Raw genomic sequence first — 17,305 nt, 5'->3', positions numbered from 1 at the left:
CGTCCCTTACTTCGCAGCCGCGAGCTCGGCGGCCTTGTCGGCCGCGCCGTCCATGGTGTCCACACGCTGCACGAGCGGGTGGTTGGCGTCGGACAGGATCTTGCGACCCAGCTCCGCGTTGTTGCCGTCGAGGCGCACGACCAGCGGCTTGGTGACCTCCTCGCCCTTCGAGGCGAGGAGCTGGAGGGCCTGGACGATGCCGTTGGCGACCTCGTCACAGGCGGTGATGCCACCGAAGACGTTGACGAACACGGACTTGACGTCCGCGTCGCCCAGGATGATCTCCAGGCCGTTCGCCATGACCTCGGCGGAGGCGCCGCCACCGATGTCGAGGAAGTTGGCCGGCTTCACGCCGCCGTGGTTCTCACCGGCGTACGCGACGACGTCCAGGGTCGACATGACCAGGCCCGCGCCGTTGCCGATGATGCCGACCTCGCCGTCGAGCTTGACGTAGTTGAGGCCCTTCTCCTTGGCGGCGGCCTCGAGCGGGTTGGCGGCGGCCTTGTCGGCCAGGGCCTCGTGGTCGGGGTGGCGGAAGTCCGCGTTGTCGTCCAGGGAGACCTTGCCGTCGAGCGCGATGACGTCGCCGGAGGCGACCTTCGCGAGCGGGTTGACCTCGACGAGGAGCGCGTCCTCGGCGACGAAGGTCTTCCACAGGGTCACCATGACCTCGGCGACCTTGTCCGCGACCTCGGCCGGGAACTGGGCCTGGGCGACGATGGCCTTCGCCGTCTCGATGTCGACGCCCTTGTTGGCGTCCACCGGGACCTTCGCGAGCTTCTCGGGGGTCTTCTCGGCGACCTCCTCGATATCCATGCCACCGGCGACGGAGGCCATGGCGAGGAAGGTGCGGTTGGTGCGGTCGAGGAGGTACGAGACGTAGTACTCCTCGAGGATCTCCGGAGCGGTCTCCGCGATCATCACCTTGTGGACCGTGTGGCCCTTGATGTCCATGCCCAGGATGTCCGTCGCGCGGGCGACGGCCTCGTCCGGGGTGGCGGCCAGCTTGACGCCGCCGGCCTTGCCGCGGCCGCCGACCTTCACCTGCGCCTTGACGACCGACTTGCCGCCCAGTCGCTCGGTGGCCTCGCGCGCCGCCTCAGGCGTGTCGATGACTTCACCGGCCAGCACCGGTACACCGTGCTTGGCGAAGAGGTCCCTCGCCTGGTACTCGAACAGGTCCACGCGCGTCCCTTTTCTAGATGATCGCGGTTCGTTGTCTGCGTGGGCGTGCCGCGGAGGGCAACGTGACTGCGCTGTCACAAGGGAGGCGTGCACGGTGACCGTGGACGCGGCATGTCCGTCTCGCAGGTTATCTCCGAGGGACCGGGGACCCTAAATCGCGGCTGGCGACCGAGCGGTGATAACCGTCACAGACCGTAGGTGGGGCGGGGTGGCGCGCGGCACCGGGGGCGGGTCCGCGGGGGCCCATCCCGGCAGGCGGGGAACGGGGTTCACGCCCTGCCCGGGACGGGGTCGCGGCACAACGGGCCGGGCGGACCCGGGTGTGATATGGACCTCAATCACGCGCTCGCGTCCGTCCGGGTGGCGGTCCCGGCGACGGAATCCGTACGCCCCGGACCCGTATCCCCCGCGCGCCGAGCCGCTCACCGGGTCGCTCGCCGAACCGCGCACCGAGCCGCTCGCCGCCAGGGGCCTCTGGGTCACGGCACAGGGCCGGCCGGCCCGTCAGCTTTCCGGTATCGGCAGCGGGCGTTTCTCCAGCGCGGCCGCCATGACCTCCGGGAAGAGGTCGGGGGTGCAGGCGAAGGCGGGGACGCCGAGCTGGGCGAGGGCGGCGGCGTGCTCCCGGTCGTAGCCGGGCGCGCCCTCGTCGGAGAGCGCGAGGAGGGCCACGAACTGCACCCCGGACGCCTTCATCGCCGCGACCCGCTTGAGCATCTCGTCCCGGATGCCGCCCTCGTACAGGTCGCTGATGAGGACGACGACGGTGTCGGCGGGGCGGGTGATCCTCGACTGGCAGTAGGCGAGCGCGCGGTTGATGTCCGTACCGCCGCCGAGCTGGGTGCCGAAGAGCAGGTCGACGGGGTCGTCGAGCTGTTCGGTGAGGTCGACGACGGCGGTGTCGAAGACGACGAGCCGGGTGGCGAGCGCGCGCATCGAGGCGAGGACGGCACCGAAGACGGCGGAGTAGACGACGGAGGGCGCCATCGAACCCGACTGGTCGACACACAGCACGACCTCCTTCTTCACCGCCCGCGACGCCCGCCCGTGGCCGATCAGCCGCTCGGGGACGATCGTGCGGTGCTCGGGGAGGTAGTGCGCCAGGTTGGCGCGGATGGTGCGGTCCCAGTCGATGTCGCGGTGCCGGGGCCGGCTGATCCGGGCCGAGCGGTCCAGGGCGCCGGTGAGGGTGGTCCGGGTCCGGGTCGCGAGCCGCGCCTCCAGGTCGTCGACGACCTTGCGGACGACGGTCCGCGCGGTCTCCCTGGTGGTCTCCGGCATGGCCTTGTCGAGCGACAGCAGGGTGCCGACGAGATGCACGTCGGGCTCGACGGCCGCCAGCATCTCCGGCTCCAGGAGCAGCGTGGCCAGGCCGAGCCGGTCGATCGCGTCGCGCTGCATGACCTGGACGACGGAGCTCGGGAAGTACGTACGGATGTCGCCGAGCCAGCGGGCGACGGACGGCGCGGAGCCGCCGAGCCCGCCGTGCCGGTCCCGGCCGCCGCGGGACGTCCTGCCCTCCCCCTCCTTCTTGTCGTCCTTGCCGTACAGGGCGGTCAGCGCGCCGTCCATGGCGGCGTCGGCGCCGGTCAGGGCGCGGCCGGTGCCGTCGGCCGGGCCGCCGCCGAGGACCAGCCGCCAGCGGCGCAGCCGCTCGTCGGACGTGGTCGCGGACGTGGCCGCGGTCCCCGGCGGGTTCAGGGGGGTGCTCACGCGGGGACCTCCGTGCCGAGGATGAGGTGGAGCAGGGGCAGAACGGCGTCGGCGCGCCGCTCGTCGAGGACGTCGGCGAACCCGGGCGGGCCGGACGCCGGGCGGCGCGGGCCGGTGGCGGCGGGGCCGCGGGCGGCGAGTTCGCCGAGGGTGCGCCGTACACCCGGCTCGAACGAGGCGAACGTACGCCGCAGCAGCGGCAGCACCCCGGTGAACGCGTCGTCCGGTACGCCGCTCAGCCAGGCGTCGACCAGGCCGAGCAGCCGCTCGTCGTGGACGAGCAGCAGTCCGCCGCCCGACGCGCCGCCGACGAAGCCCTCGATCCACGCGGCGGCGTCGGCGGGCGGCGCGGCCGGTGAAAGGGCGAGGCCCATCAGACGGGCGGCCTCGTCGTCGGCGAGCCGTCCCTCGTCGAGCAGCAGCCGGGCGGCCCGCCCGCGCACCACCCCGGGCACCCGTTCCCGTACGGCGAGGCGGCCGAGCACCGCGGCCCACCGCCCGACGATGCCGTCGCCTGGGGCTCCCGGAGCATTCCGATCCTCGGTTCGCCTGTCCTCGGCAGAGCCCTCTGTGGAGCCCCCGGTCCCGTCGGCCGTGTCCTCGTCGGGGTCCTCGGCCGGGTCCTCGGCCGGGTCCTCGCTCGCGACGGGTCCCGTCGGAAGCAGGGCGATCGCCGCGTGGACGGAGTCGAGGCGGGCGCGCATCTCGGCGGCGGCGTCCGCGTCGAGGCCGGCGCAGGCGGGCGGGAGGCCGACGCAGATCCGTTCGGCGAGCCCGGCGGCGACCTCGGCCAGCGCCGCCGTGTCGGTGGCGCGCACGTCCCCGTACCGCAGGGCACGGGCGAGCGCGGGCAGGGCCTGGGCCAGGTGGGAGACGTCGGCGTCGAGCGCGGCGCGGTCCGCGAGGGCGCGCAGGACCGCGGGCAGGGCGTCGGTCAGTCCGGCGAGCAGGCACTGTTCGGCGAGGGCGGTGACGGTGGCGAGGTCGCCGGCCCCGCCCGCCCGGGCCTGGGCCCGGGCGGTGGCGGCGGCCTCGACGGTGGTGCCCCATACGCCCGCCTCGGCGACCTGGACGTGCAGCTCCGGCCGCCAGCGCAGCCGCCAGCTCTCCCGGAACGTACCGGTGGAACCGCGTCCCGCCACCGGCTCGCCCCAGTCGACGCCGAGGAGCCGCAGCCGGTGCAGCAGCCGGCTGCGGGTGGCGTCGTTGTCCTTGCGCAGGTCGAGTTCGAGATCGCGCTCCCGCGCCTCGGGTTTGAGGCGCAGGGAACGCTGGAGCCGTTCGAGGTCCCGCTGGAGCGGGACGGCGGGGGCGCCGTCCGGGACGGTGCCGAGAACGTCGCCGACCACGAGCCGGTCGTGGATCAGGCCGAGCGGCACGTCCGAGCCGTCGCCCATGACGGCCCGGACGGCGTCGGTGGTCTCGTCGAGCCCGGGCCGCGGCCGGCCGCGCAGCACGGCGAGCGAGTCGGCGAGCCGTACGGCCTCGATGACATGGGCGGAGGAGACGGCGAGGTCCTCGTCCCGCAGCAGTCCGGCGACCTTCGTCAGCCAGCGGACCACGGGCCGGTCGGGCGCGGTGAACAGGTGCGCGTACCAGCCGGGGGACTCGATGCCCGCCCCGTACCCGGAGCGCCGGGCGAGTCTGCGGTGGGTCCACGGCACCCACGTCATCGCGGTCTTCACCTTGGGCAGGCCCCGCAGCAGGGCCCGGTCGGCGGTGGCGGTGCCCGTGCGGCGCAGGGCGGGGACGTGCCAGGCGCCGCAGACCACGGCCACGTCGTCCCCGTACCGCTTGCGGGCGGCCCGGAGCTGGATCCGCATGTACGCCTCGCGGACCGGGTCGCGGGCGTGGCCGCCGTGCCCGTACGCCTCGCGCAGCGCGCCCATCGCCTCGGCGACGGCCTCGAAGGGGGCGAACGGGTCGGTGGTGCCGCGCAGTTCGAAGGAGTCCTCCCACCAGCGTTCGGGATCGTCGTATCCGGCGGCCGCGGCGAACTCGGCGAGCGGGTCGACGCGCAGGCCCGCCTGCCCGTCCGGTCCCTCGCAGCCCTCGCCGTCGCCTTCGCCTTCCCCGTCGCCCCAGGTGGGGTCGGCGGCGGCCAGCGTGTGTGTGGCGGGCAGGTCGATGAAGCGGACCTCGGCACCGTGCGCGAGGGCCCAGCGGATCGCGACCCACTCGGGCGAGAACTCGGCCATCGGCCAGAACGCGGCCCGGCCCGGATCGTCCACCGCGTGCGCGAGCAGCGCGACCGGGGGCCGCATCTCCTCGTCGGCGGCGAGCGCCACGAGCGCGTCGGCCTCCGGCGGGCCCTCCACCAGGACCGCCTTGGGCCGGCCCGCGTCGAGGGCGGCGGCGACGGCGCGGGCGGACCCGGGCCCGTGGTGCCGCACCCCGAGCAGCAGCGGCCCGGCGGGAACCTCGGCGGGAACCTCGGCGGGAGCCTCGACAGAAACCTTGGTGGCGGCGGAGCCCGTCCCGACATCCGTCCGGTCGTCAGCGCGGGTCATGCGCTCACCTCGCGGCAGGCACGGTAGAAGTCCTTCCAGTCGTGCCGCTCTCTCACCACCGTCTCCAGGTACTCCTGCCAGATCACCCGGTCGACGGCCGGATCGCGGACCACCGCGCCAAGGAGTCCGGCGGCGATGTCGCCGGACCGCAGCACCCCGTCGCCGAAGTGCGCGGCCAGCGCCAGACCGCCGGTCACGACGGAGATCGCCTCGGCCGTGGACAGCGTCCCGGACGGCGACTTGAGCTTCGTCCGGCCGTCGGCGGTCACCCCGTCGCGCAGTTCGCGGAAGACGGTGACGACCCGGCGGATCTCCTCCACGCCCTCCGGCACGGCCGGCAGGTCGAGCGAGCGGCCGATCTGGTCGACGCGCCGGGCCACGATGTCGACCTCGGCCTCCGGGGTGGCGGGCAGCGGCAGCACGACCGTGTTGAAGCGGCGGCGCAGCGCGCTGGACAACTCGTTGACGCCGCGGTCGCGGTCGTTGGCGGTGGCGATGAGGTTGAAGCCGCCGACGGCCTGCACCTCCTCGCCGAGTTCGGGGATCGGCAGGGTCTTCTCGGACAGGATGGTGATGAGGGTGTCCTGGACGTCCGCCGGGATGCGGGTCAGTTCCTCGACGCGGGCGGTCATGCCGTCCGCCATGGCGCGCATGACGGGGCTGGGCACGAGGGCGTCGCGGCTGGGGCCGTGGGCGAGCAGCTGCGCGTAGTTCCACCCGTACCGGATGGCCTCCTCGGGCGTGCCGGCGGTGCCCTGGACGAGCAGCGTGGAGTCGCCGCTGACGGCGGCGGCCAGGTGCTCGGACACCCAGGTCTTGGCCGTGCCGGGCACACCGAGCAGGAGCAGCGCGCGGTCGGTGGCGAGCGTGGTGACGGCGACCTCGACGGTACGGCGCGGGCCCACGTACTTCGGTGTGATCACCGTGCCGTCGGGCAGCGTCCCGCCGAGGAGGTAGGTGGCGACGGCCCAGGGCGAGAGCCGCCAGCGGGCGGGGCGCGGACGGTCGTCGGCGGCGGCGAGCGCGGCGAGTTCGTGGGCGAAGGCGTCCTCGGCGTGCGGCCGCAGGGCCTGCTCGACGGTCTGCTCGACGGTCTGCTCGGCAGCGACGTCCGTGGAGTGTTCGGTCAGGGTCATGCGAGTCCCCCTTCAGATCGTTCGACCTGCTGTGCGATCCACGGTGCACCATCCCACTGACATCCGGTCAGGGACGGTGGAAATCCCAGGTCAGGCGCCTTGTCAAAGCGGGTAGGGGCAGACGGCGACGTGCTCCGATCCGACGCTGATCCGCACCCGGGAACCGTCCGCCTCGGCGGGAACGGGAGCCGTGGTCGCGGCGTCCGCGGGGGCGTCTGCGGCAGGCTCTCCGTTCGGACCGGCATCCCCACAGGGTCGCAGAGCCGTGACCGCCACGACCGCTCGCGTGTCCGGATGTCAGTGGCGACCCGTACGGTCGTTCCCATGACTGAGCAGGGGGAGCGCTGGACGTCGGAACAGGTGCTGGCTCTGGCTCCTGACGACGCGTCGCGCAAGGCGGGAAGCAAGCTGGGCACACCGGGCCCGTGGTCCGGCACGGGGTGGGGAGGCCAGGGGGCGAAGGAGGGGGCGGGGGCCCTCTGGGGCCGGTGCGCGGGGAGCGGCAGGACGTCGTACCGGGCGGCCGTGGACCTCGCGGGCCCGGCGTACACGTGCTCCTGTCCGAGCCGGAAGTTCCCGTGCAAGCACGTCCTGGGACTGCTGCTGCTCTGGGCGGGGGACGCTCACGAGGACGGCGACGGAACGGCGGCGCGGGTGACGCGCGCCGAGGGGGCTCCCGACTGGGCGGAGAGCTGGCTCGCGGAGCGCCGGACCAGGGCGGCCGCGGCGCCGGCCGCGCCCGCCGACCCGGAGGCGGCCCGCCGCCGGACCGAGCGGCGGGCGGCGCGGATCACCGCGGGCGCGCAGGAGCTGGAGCGGCGCCTCGCCGATCTGCTGCGCGGCGGTCTCGCGGCGGCCGAGCAGACGGGGTACGGGCTGTGGGAGGAGACCGCGGCCCGCATGGTCGACGCCCAGGCGCCCGGACTCGCGAGCCGGGTAAGGGAGTTGGGGGCGCTGCCGGGTTCGGGTCCCGGCTGGCCGGTACGGCTCCTGGAGGAGTGCGCGCTGACCCATCTGCTCGACCAGGCGTGGCTCGCGGGCGACCGGCTGTCGGCGCCCCTCGCGGCGACGGTCCGTATCCGGGTCGGTCTGACGGCCTCGCCCGAGGGGCCCGTGCTGCGCGACCGCTGGCAGGTTCTCGCCCAGTACGACACCGCCGACGCGCGTCTGACGACCCGCCGGATCTGGCTGTACGGCCACGACGGCGGGCACACGGCGCTGCTCCTCTCCTACGGCGCGGCGGGCCGGGCACCGCAGCGGGCCCTGCCCGTCGGCACCGTCCTGGACGCGGCGCTGCGGCCGTACGAGGGAGGGGGCCCGCGCGCCGAACTGGTCGAACAGTTCGCCGCCCCGTCCCCGACGGCCGGTCCGCCCCGCGGCGGTCCGGTCGGCGCGGCCCTCGACGCCTACGGCCGCGCCCTGACCGACGACCCCTGGCTGGACGCCTGGCCGGTGACCCTGACGGATGTCGTCCCGGCCCGCGCGGAGTACGGCTGGCAGCTCGCGGACGCCGGAACCGGGCGCAGCGGGACCAGCGGGACCAGCGCGACCAGCGCGACCAGCGCGATCGGCACCGGGAACACGGACACCAGAGACATCGGCACCGACCCCACGGCCACACGCGAGGCGATACCCCTGACCCGGGCCGCCCAGGAACGGGCCGGCCTGTGGCGGCTGATCGCCCTGTCCGGCGGCGGCCCGCTGACGGTCTTCGGCGAGGTCGGCCACCAGGGCTTCAGCCCGCTGGCCGCCTGGTCCCCGGCCGCGCCCGCCGAAACGGTGCCGCTGATGTGAACCCGGGCCGCTCCCCGTCCCTCTATCCCGTGAAAGACCCGTCTGGAGGAGTCCATGGACGCCTGGGAAGAGCTCGTCACGTCGGCCCTGCTGGGCACGGACCGCAAGCCGCCCGCGACGGGCGCCGGGGACGCCGCGCCCGTCGCGCTGCTCGGTGCCGCCGCCGTGCGGACCGTACGGCGCAGGGCGGGGCTGCGCCCGGGACCGGCCGCGCCCGCGCTCGAAGCGGCGCCCGAGGACGGGCGCGGGGCGCTGCCCGAGGCGGCGCGGCGCAGACTGGGACAGTTGCTGGCCGGGCGCTCCGCGCCGTCCGCCGGGCGGCGCGGGGCGGTCCCGGACCTGACCGAGCTGCTGCCGCAGTGGCTGGCGGCCGCGAACGAGCGCGGCTACCGGGCCCCGGCCGCCGCGCTGCCCGCGCTCCTCGACGCGGCCCGCGCCCGGACCGACCTGCGGCCTGCGGCGCTCGCCTTCGCCGGGCCGCGCGGACTGTGGCTGGCCCGGCTGAACCCGGACTGGAGGTTCGCGCTGCGCGGCACCGCCGGCGGCGGCACCCTGCCCGATCCGGCGGACGAGCCGGCGGTCCTGGCGCTGTGGGAGGAGGGCCTGTTCGCGGAGCGGGTCGCGCTGCTCGCGGCCGTGCGCGCGCGGGACGCGGAGCGGGGCCGGGCGCTGCTCGCGTCGACGTGGGGCACCGAGCGCGCCGAGGACCGGCTGATGTTCCTGGACTCGCTGCGGGCCGGACTGGGCCCGGCGGACGAGGAGTTCCTGGAGGCGGCCCTGTCCGACCGCAGCCGCAACGTCCGTGCCACGGCCGCCGAGCTGCTGTCCGCGCTGCCGGCCTCCGCGCTGGCCGGGCGGATGGCGGAGCGGGCCGCGTCGTGCGTGTCCCTGGACCGTACGGAGGGGGCGGAGACGATCGTCGTCGAGGCGCCGCACGAGTGCGACGCGGGCATGGTGCACGACGGCGTGGCCGCGACCCCGCCGACGGGGCGCGGCGAACGCTCGTGGTGGCTCGGCCAGTTGGTCGAGGCCGCGCCGCTGGACTGCTGGAGCGCGCGGTTCGGCGGCCGGGACCCGGAGCGGATCGTGGCGCTGCCGGTCACCGACGACTGGCGCGCCGAACTGCACGCGGCGTGGTGCCGGGCGGCGGTCCGCCAGCGGGACGCGGACTGGTCGCGGGCGCTGCTGGGTGCCCCCGGCGCGCCGCAGGCCACCGGCCCGGGATCGTCCTCGCTCGCCGAGCGGGCCCGGCTGCTCTCCACGCTTCCGGCGGAGGAACGGGCCGCGTGGGTCGCCGCGTTCATCGCGGCGCACGGCCTGTCGGAGGCGTTCCAGCTGCTCGGCGTCTGCGCGGTCCCGTGGTCGGACGGGCTGGGCGGGGCGGTCGTCGACGCCCTGGACATCGCCCGGGACGCGGGCAGTTACCCGTGGAGTTTCAGCGGGGTGATGGGCCTGGCCGAGCGCTGTCTCGCGCCGGCCGCCGCGCCTCGCCTCGCGGTGCTGACCGTCCTGCCCGCCGAGGAGTCCGAGGACGTCTCCCCCGGCGCGGGCGGCTACTGGGCGGAGGCGTTCCAGCGGCTCGTCGCGACCCTGGAACTGCGCGCCGCCATGCACGCCGAACTGGCGGGAGACGCCTGACCGGCACAGGGATCGGGGGTTACACGTACGGGGGAGATACGCGTACGGGGCGGGGCCGGCCCGAAGGCCCGCCCCGCCCCGTACGGCGGGAAGTCCCGTGAACGCGCGGACCGTCAGGCGGCCACGCGGACGTTGGCGTTCACCCAGTCCACGATCGACGCCGTCGTCGCGCCCGGGGTGAAGATCGCCGCCACGCCCTTCTCCTTCAGCGGCGCGATGTCCGCGTCCGGGATGATGCCGCCGCCGAAGACCTTGATGTCCTCGGCGTCGCGCTCCTTGAGCAGCTCCAGCACCTTCACGAACAGCGTGTTGTGCGCGCCCGAGAGGATCGAGAGGCCGATGGCGTCGGCGTCCTCCTGGATCGCGGTGTCGACGATCTGCTCGGGCGTCTGGTGCAGCCCGGTGTAGATGACCTCCATACCGGCGTCGCGCAGCGCCCGCGCGATGACCTTGGCTCCACGATCGTGGCCGTCGAGACCCGGCTTGGCCACCACCACGCGGATCGGACCGGTCACACCCATCACTGCCTCCACATGCGACCCCCGCGCCTGTTTGCCGGGGAGGTGAACGAACGTTATCGCCAGCATCCCGTACCTGTCCGTTTCGCGGTGGCAGGGGAGGGGGAAATCACACGTGGGATGTCGACGGCTCCTCGCGGGAGCCGTGAGAGGCCGGTCGCCGCGGTTCCGTTCGCCGCCCGTCGCAGGGCGCGGGACGCGGCGCTCCGCCGTACCGGACGGAGGTGGCGATGGACCACCGCGCCCCGAATCCTCGTGCCGACCGGCTGAAGGCCCTCGCCTTGGAGCTGGCCGTGTTCGCCGGTCATCTGGTCCTCTACCCCTCGGGCATGGTCACCGAGCGCCACCGGCCCCCACCGGGTCCGGACACCTCTCCCCGTACGGCCGGCACCGCACCGGACGCGCCGGACACGCGCGACAACGGCCAGGTCTCGCCGGGCACGCGCGACAACGGCGGGATCTCGGCGGACAGCGGCCCGCGCCCGGTGGTCCTGCTGCACGGTTTCGTCGACAACCGCTCCGTGTTCGTCGTGCTGCGCCGCGCGCTCGCCCGGGCCGGCCGGGGCCGCGACCGGGTCGAGTCGCTCGCGTACTCCCCGCTCACCTGCGATCTGCGGACGGCCGCCGAGCTCCTCGCCCGCCAGGTGACGGACCTCCTCGCGCGCAGCGGGCACACCGAGGTCGACCTGGTGGGCCACAGCCTGGGCGGTCTGATCGCCCGCTACTACGTGCAGCGTCTGGGCGGTGACACGCGGGTGCGCACCCTCGTCATGCTCGGCACCCCGCACGCCGGCACCACTTTCGGGTCGCTGGCCGACGCGCATCCGCTGGTACGCCAGATGCGGCCGGGCTCGGAGGTGCTGCGCGAACTGGCCCTCCCGGCGCCGGGCTGCCGGACCCGGTTCGTGAGCCTCTGGAGCGATCTGGACGAGGTGATGGTCCCCGTCGAGACGGCCCGCCTCGACCACCCTGACCTGGTCGTGCGCAACGTCCGGGTCGGCGGCATCGGCCACCTCGCGCTTCCCGTCCACCCGTCGGTCGCCGCCGAGGTCCTGCGGGCCCTCGCCGACGGCGAGGCCGATCCGGCGACGGGGCCGGGGACCGGGACGGGTGCCGGAACCCCGGACGGAGCGTCGGACGCGACCCCGGACGAGGACGCTTCCGCCGCCTGACGGGCCGCCAAACCCCTCCCCCATATCGAACACTCTTCGAACGCAAGGCCAAAGCTCTCTCCGCTACCCGCCGAAAGACAGCCGATTGCCCGTTTCCTGGCGGCTCGGAACCCGCCGAAGATTGTCCGGCCCGCGTACCGCCGGGTACAGTCACGCCACTGCTTGACCCCCTGCTGCCGAGGCGAGAGAGATAGTTGGTGAACGACCAACAGCACCCCCACGCCGGGTATGTCACGGACGCCACCCAGACGGGCAGCTACCCCGCAGACCCATTGTTCGGTGCCTACGCGACCGCCGATTACGACGCAGGTCAGAGCGGTCACGCGCAGTACGTCTCCCAGGATTACGGCAGCTACGCCGGGTACGCCGACACCTACGACGCCCAAGGCGCCTACGGCACCACCCAGTGGGACACCGGCGCCGGCTCCTACGCGTCCGGCCTCGCCGACGCGTCCACGGCCACCGCCACCGCGTACGACTCCGGCACGTACACCGCCACCGGGCAGTGGGACGCGACCGCCTGGACCGAGGCCCAGCAGACCGGCACCGGCTCGTACGACGCCGACGCCTTCGCCGCGTACGGCAGCCACGGCGGCTACGACGCCACCGCCACCGCGCAGTGGACGGCCCCCGGCTTCGAGACCGGCGCCTTCGACGCCACCGCCTGGAACCAGGCCGCGCCGGAACCGGTCGTCCCGCAGCAGTACGGCCCGGAGCAGTACGAGACGCAGGCGTACGAGCAGCAGACGGCGTACGACCAGCACGCGTACGACCACGCGGTGTACGCCGAGCCGGAGCACCCCGCGACGCAGATCCAGCCGCAGATCCGGCTCACGGATCCCGAGCCGGAGCCCGAGGCCGAGCCCGCCGGGCGGCAGGACGCCTTCCACGACGCCGACACCATGCTCGCCATGGAGGCGATCCCGGAGGCGGCCGCCACCTTCGACTCCGACCGTCACGACCGCTATGACAACGAGGCGGACGCCGGCTACGCGGAGTACGAGGACGAGCCCGCCGCCCACCCCGGCCGCCGCGCCGCCGCCGGGGGCCGCGCCCGCCGCCGTACCCCCGCCAAGCGCTCCGCCCTCCTCACCGTCGCCGTCCCCTCCGTCTGCGTGATGGGCGTCGCCGGCATCGCCGCCGCCTCGGTCAGCGGCCTCACCGACCGCGCGCCGGAGAAGCCGAAGAAGGAGACGACCGCCCTCGCCGCCGACCCGGCGTCCGTCAAGGCGATGGCCGCGAACAGCAAGCTCGACACGCAGCTCGCCGCGCTCAGCGCCGACGCCCGCGACTTCGGCGACCGCGCCAGCCGCACCCAGGAGCGCATCGATCTGAAGCAGCGCCAGGAGGCGGAGCGGAAGAAGCGCCAGGAGGAGGCGGCCCGCCGCGAGGCGCTGCGCCCCAAGTTCGCGCTTCCGGTGAAGATGCACCAGCTCAGCGCCCGCTACGGCCAGGCCGGCGTCAACTGGATGTCCCGGCACACCGGCATCGACTTCCCCGTGTTCACCGGCACGCCCGTGATGGCCGTGACCGACGGCACCGTCCGCACGCAGCTGAACAGCGCGTACGGCAACATGGTCATCCTGACCGCCCCCGACGGCACCGAGACCTGGTACTGCCACCTGAGCAGCGCCAAGATCCGCTCCGGCAAGGTCCAGGCCGGCGACGTCATCGCGTACTCCGGCGACTCCGGCAACTCCACCGGCCCGCACCTGCACCTGGAGGTCCGCCCGGGCGGCGGCGCGCCGATCGACCCGCTGCCCTGGCTGCTCCGGCACGGTCTCAACCCGCTGAGCTGAGCCACCCCGGCTCGCCTCGCAGAAGCCTTAGGGAAAGGCCCCGGTCACCGCGTCCATCGCGCGGTGACCGGGGCCTTGTCCATCAGCTCGTCAGATCGTCGGACCGTCCGGCTACAGCTTCTCGACCGGCGCGTACCGCAGCACCAGCCGCTTCGGCTTGTCGTCGCCGAAGTCGATCGTGGCCTGCGCCTTGTCGCCCTCGCCCGCCACGGCCATCACCGTGCCGAGGCCGAACTGGTCGTGGGTGACCCGGTCGCCGGCCTGGAGCGAGATCACCGGCTTGTCGGAGGTCCGCCGCGTGGCGAAGCCCGAGGGGCCGGAGCGGGCGCGCGAGGAGGACAGCGAAGAGGTGATCCCCGAGACCGGCCCGGCGGGCTTGGCCATCGGCCCGGTCCGCTTCCACTCCAGGTACGCGGCGGGGATCTCCTCCAGGAAGCGCGAGGCCGGGTTGTACGAGGGCTGGCCCCAGGCGCTGCGCATCGCGGACCGGGTCAGGTACAGCCGCTCGCGGGCGCGGGTGATGCCCACGTACGCGAGGCGGCGCTCCTCCTCCAGCTCCTTGGTCTGGCCGAGGGCGCGCATGTGCGGGAACACGCCGTCCTCCATGCCGGTGAGGAACACCACCGGGAACTCCAGGCCCTTGGCGGTGTGCAGGGTCATCAGGGTGATGACGCCCGCGCCCTCCTCGTCCTCGTCGGGGATCTGGTCGGAGTCGGCGACGAGCGCGACCTGCTCCAGGAACTCGGAGAGCGTGCCACCCTCCTCGCCCCGCTCCTGCTCGAATTCCAGGGCGACGGCGGCGAGTTCCTGGAGGTTCTCGACGCGGGTCTCGTCCTGCGGGTCGGTGGACGCCTGCAGCTCGGCGAGGTAGCCGGTCCGTTCGAGCACGGCCTCCAGGACCACGGCGGGTCCGGCGCCCGACTCGACGATGGTGTGTAGCTCCTCCATGAGCGTGTTGAAGCGCTTGACGGCGTTGGCGGAGCGGGCCGCCATGCCGTACGCCTCGTCGACGCGCCGCAGCGCCTGCGGGAAGGTGATCCTCTCGCGCAGCGCGAGGGCGTCGATCATCGCCTCGGCGCGCTCGCCGATGCCCCGCTTGGGGACGTTGAGGATGCGGCGCAGCGGCACGTTGTCCTCGGGGTTGGCGAGGACGCGCAGGTAGGCGAGGACGTCACGGACCTCCTTGCGCTCGTAGAAGCGCACGCCGCCGACGACCTTGTAGGGCAGGCCGACGCGGATGAAGATCTCTTCGAAGACACGGGACTGGGCGTTGGTGCGGTAGAAGACGGCGACGTCGCCGGCCTTCGCGTCGCCCGCGTCCGTGAGCCGGTCGATCTCGTCGGCGACGAACTGGGCCTCGTCGTGCTCGGTGTCCGCGACGTAGCCGGTGATCTGCGCGCCGGCGCCCGCGTTCGTCCACAGGTTCTTGGGACGGCGGGACTCGTTGCGCTCGATGACCGCGTTGGCGGCGGACAGGATCGTCTGGCTGGAGCGGTAGTTCTGCTCCAGGAGGATCGTGGTCGCGTCCGGGTAGTCCTCCTCGAACTGGAGGATGTTGCGGATCGTCGCGCCGCGGAAGGCGTAGATCGACTGGTCGGCGTCGCCGACCACGCACAGCTCGGACGGGCCGAGGTCCTCGTAACCGGTGCCGACCAGCTCGCGGACCAGGGTGTACTGGGCGTGGTTGGTGTCCTGGTACTCGTCGACGAGGACGTGCCGGAAGCGGCGGCGGTAGTGCTCGGCGACGTCGGGGAACGCCTGGAGCAGGTGCACCGTCGTCATGATGATGTCGTCGAAGTCCAGGGCGTTGGCCTCGCGCAGCCGCGCCTGGTACATCCGGTACGCCTCGGCCAGGGTCTTCTCGAAGCCTCCCCCAGAGCCTTCGGCCTGGGAGGTACCCCCAGCGGCCTGGTCGGCGAAGGTCTCCTCGTCGATCAGCTCGTTCTTCAGGTTCGAGATCTTGGCGCTGAAGGACTTCGGCGGGAACCGCTTCGGGTCGAGGTCCAGGTCACGGCAGACCAGGGACATCAGACGCTTGGAGTCGGCGGCGTCGTAGATCGAGAACGACGAGGTGAAGCCGAGCCGCTTCGACTCGCGGCGCAGGATCCGGACGCACGCGCTGTGGAACGTCGACACCCACATGACGTTGGCGCGCGGGCCGACCAGCTGCTCGACGCGCTCCTTCATCTCGCCGGCGGCCTTGTTGGTGAAGGTGATCGCCAGGATCTGGCCGGGGTGCACGTGCCGGGTGGACAGCAGGTGCGCGATGCGGTGGGTGAGCACCCGGGTCTTGCCGGAGCCGGCGCCGGCGACGATGAGCAGCGGGGAGCCGGTGTGGACGACGGCGGCGCGCTGCTGCTCGTTCAGCCCGTCGAGGAGCGCGGCGGGGTCGACGACGGGGCGGTGGGCGCCGTCGCGGTAGTACGCGTCCCGGTCGGCCGGGGGCGCGTCGAAGTGGTCCCCGAAGAGGTCGTGCGGGACCTCCTCCGTGACCGGCGCGCCGGAGTGGTCCCCGTGATCGCCGTGGTCGTCCTCGGGCGGAGGCGGGGGCTCCTCCGCGGAGTGGTTCTGGAGGCTCGCCAGGAAGCTGTCGTCAAAGAGGCTGTTGCTCATCGCTTCTCGAGTCTAGGGCGCCGCACCGACACTCCGCCGCCGTCCGCGGATTCCCTTCCCTGTGTGAGGCGTCCGGCACCGAGGGTGAGACCGGGCGGGCGCCGTGCGGGAGATCATGACGGGGGTCACGACGGAGGTCACGACGGAGGTCACGAAAACGTATCGGGCCTATCGGACATCGGGCTTCCCACCCGCCCCACGGGTCGCTAGCGTGCACGCCCAGGCTGCCTGTCCCCAACCCCCTCCCCGGTGTCGGCGACCAGCGTCGAGCGGGCGGCCCACGCCGATCAGGCCCGCCTCCCCCACGGCCGTCCCCCACGCGGCCGGGCGCCCTCGGCGTCCAGGAAGGAGATGCCGGCCTTGGCGTCCCACCGCAAGCCGCGCACGACCCGCCCCCACTCCCCCGCCGTCGGCGTCACGACGGCCGCCCTCGCCTCCGTCACCCTGCTGTCCGCGCAGGCCCCGAGCGCCCAGGCGGCGCCGGCCCCGCGGCAGTCCGTGGAGGACGTCCAGAAGCAGGTCGACCGGCTGTACCGGGAGGCCGGTGTGGCGACGCAGAAGTACGACCGGGCCAAGGAGGCCACGGACGGCCAGCGGCGCAAGGTCGGCCGGATCCTCGACGACGTGGCCAAGCGCACCGCGGAGATCAACGAGTCCCGGCGCGAACTCGGCTCGTTCGCCGCCGCCCAGTACCGGGCGGGCGCGGTCGGCCCGACCGCCACCCTGATCTTCGCGGACAGCCCGCAGGACTACTTCGAGCAGTCACATCTGATGGACCGGCTGACCGAACGCCAGCGCACGGCCGTCGCCGACTACGAGACGAAGCGCGCCGCGGCGGCGAAGGAACGGGCCGCGGCGACCAAGAGCCTGGAGCGGCTGACCGCCTCGCAGACCGAGCTGCGGACCAGCAAGCGGACGGTGCAGGACAAGCTGGCCGAAGCGCGCACACTGCTCGACCGGCTGACGGCCGAGGAGAAGGCCCGGCTGGAGAAGCTGGAGCGCGAACGGGAGGCCGAGGCACGCCGCAAGGCGGAGGCGCGGGCCAAGGCGGAGGCGGAGAAGGCGCGGGCCGAGGCGGCACGACAGGAGGAGGCCGCGAAGGCCGCCCCGACGCCCTCGCGGCCGGGGACGTCGGCCCCGAAGCCGAGCACGCCGCCCCCGCCGTCCACGGGCGGCGGCTCGTCGTACGCGGCCAAGGCCGCCGAGGTGCTGGCCTTCGCCCGCGCG

Annotated in this window: 11 protein-coding genes; 5 read left to right on the top strand and 6 right to left on the bottom strand. The window is 73.9% G+C overall.

What is annotated here, in order from left to right:
• Positions 1-6: 6 nt before the first annotated feature.
• The 4 genes from sucC to ABZ693_RS03475 form a co-directional block, all read right to left on the bottom strand.
• Positions 7-1,185 (bottom strand): ADP-forming succinate--CoA ligase subunit beta, encoded by a 1,179-nt coding sequence (gene sucC, locus ABZ693_RS03490; protein ID WP_359872845.1) that lies wholly within the window; start codon positions 1,183-1,185, stop codon positions 7-9.
• Between the two features lie 504 nt (positions 1,186-1,689).
• Positions 1,690-2,898, bottom strand: coding sequence for a vWA domain-containing protein (locus tag ABZ693_RS03485; protein WP_359872843.1), 1,209 nt, complete (start codon positions 2,896-2,898; stop codon positions 1,690-1,692).
• The gene (locus tag ABZ693_RS03480; RefSeq protein WP_359872841.1) at positions 2,895-5,408 is read right to left on the bottom strand and encodes a DUF5682 family protein; all 2,514 of its coding nucleotides are present in this window, start codon (positions 5,406-5,408) and stop codon (positions 2,895-2,897) included. Before ABZ693_RS03480 ends, ABZ693_RS03485 begins: the two co-directional genes overlap by 4 nt.
• The gene (locus tag ABZ693_RS03475; protein WP_359872839.1) at positions 5,405-6,544 is read right to left on the bottom strand and encodes an ATP-binding protein; all 1,140 of its coding nucleotides are present in this window, start codon (positions 6,542-6,544) and stop codon (positions 5,405-5,407) included. Before ABZ693_RS03475 ends, ABZ693_RS03480 begins: the two co-directional genes overlap by 4 nt.
• A gap of 324 nt (positions 6,545-6,868) precedes the next feature.
• On the opposite strand from ABZ693_RS03475, the gene ABZ693_RS03470 reads away from it, so the two are divergent.
• Both ABZ693_RS03470 and ABZ693_RS03465 read left to right on the top strand, forming a co-directional pair.
• On the top strand, positions 6,869-8,338 hold the full coding sequence (locus ABZ693_RS03470) for an SWIM zinc finger family protein (protein ID WP_359872837.1): 1,470 nt from the start codon (positions 6,869-6,871) through the stop codon (positions 8,336-8,338).
• A gap of 54 nt (positions 8,339-8,392) precedes the next feature.
• On the top strand, positions 8,393-9,976 hold the full coding sequence (locus ABZ693_RS03465) for a DUF5691 domain-containing protein (protein ID WP_359872835.1): 1,584 nt from the start codon (positions 8,393-8,395) through the stop codon (positions 9,974-9,976).
• Between the two features lie 113 nt (positions 9,977-10,089).
• Here ABZ693_RS03465 and icmB read toward each other — a convergent pair whose 3' ends face one another.
• Positions 10,090-10,497, bottom strand: coding sequence for a coenzyme B12-dependent isobutyryl CoA mutase small subunit (gene icmB / locus ABZ693_RS03460; protein WP_128976030.1), 408 nt, complete (start codon positions 10,495-10,497; stop codon positions 10,090-10,092).
• Between the two features lie 227 nt (positions 10,498-10,724).
• Here icmB and ABZ693_RS03455 point away from each other — a divergent pair, with 227 nt between their 5' ends.
• Positions 10,725-11,666 carry a lipase family alpha/beta hydrolase gene (locus ABZ693_RS03455; RefSeq protein ID WP_359872833.1) on the top strand — a complete coding sequence of 314 codons (942 nt, stop codon included), beginning with the start codon at positions 10,725-10,727 and terminating at the stop codon, positions 11,664-11,666.
• Positions 11,667-11,863: 197 nt separating this feature from the next.
• The gene (locus ABZ693_RS03450) at positions 11,864-13,465 is read left to right on the top strand and encodes a M23 family metallopeptidase (RefSeq protein ID WP_359872831.1); all 1,602 of its coding nucleotides are present in this window, start codon (positions 11,864-11,866) and stop codon (positions 13,463-13,465) included.
• A gap of 111 nt (positions 13,466-13,576) precedes the next feature.
• On the opposite strand, the gene pcrA is transcribed toward ABZ693_RS03450, so the two are convergent.
• Complete coding sequence (pcrA, locus tag ABZ693_RS03445; RefSeq protein ID WP_359872829.1) at positions 13,577-16,078, bottom strand: DNA helicase PcrA; 2,502 nt, start codon at positions 16,076-16,078, stop codon at positions 13,577-13,579.
• Positions 16,079-16,429: 351 nt separating this feature from the next.
• Between pcrA and ABZ693_RS03440 the strand changes: the two genes are divergently transcribed.
• On the top strand, positions 16,430-17,305 hold an 876-nt coding region (locus ABZ693_RS03440; protein WP_359872827.1), incomplete at its 3' end, for a coiled-coil domain-containing protein.

The sequence above is a fragment of the Streptomyces laurentii genome, assembly GCF_040635425.1.
Lineage (GTDB): Bacteria > Actinomycetota > Actinomycetes > Streptomycetales > Streptomycetaceae > Streptomyces > Streptomyces laurentii.
Note: the sequence above shows the minus strand (reverse complement) of the source record. Positions and strands in the feature narration are given on the sequence as shown.

Excerpts from the sequence above, each read along its gene's own strand:
- ABZ693_RS03465 (WP_359872835.1), top strand. The coding sequence starts at position 8,393 with ATGGACGCCTGGGAAGAGCTCGTCACGTCGGCCCTGCTGGGCACGGAC.
- ABZ693_RS03470 (WP_359872837.1), top strand. The coding sequence starts at position 6,869 with ATGACTGAGCAGGGGGAGCGCTGGACGTCGGAACAGGTGCTGGCTCTG.
- pcrA (WP_359872829.1), bottom strand. The coding sequence starts at position 16,078 with ATGAGCAACAGCCTCTTTGACGACAGCTTCCTGGCGAGCCTCCAGAAC.
- ABZ693_RS03480 (WP_359872841.1), bottom strand. The coding sequence starts at position 5,408 with ATGACCCGCGCTGACGACCGGACGGATGTCGGGACGGGCTCCGCCGCC.
- ABZ693_RS03475 (WP_359872839.1), bottom strand. The coding sequence starts at position 6,544 with ATGACCCTGACCGAACACTCCACGGACGTCGCTGCCGAGCAGACCGTC.
- icmB (WP_128976030.1), bottom strand. The coding sequence starts at position 10,497 with ATGGGTGTGACCGGTCCGATCCGCGTGGTGGTGGCCAAGCCGGGTCTC.
- ABZ693_RS03455 (WP_359872833.1), top strand. The coding sequence starts at position 10,725 with ATGGACCACCGCGCCCCGAATCCTCGTGCCGACCGGCTGAAGGCCCTC.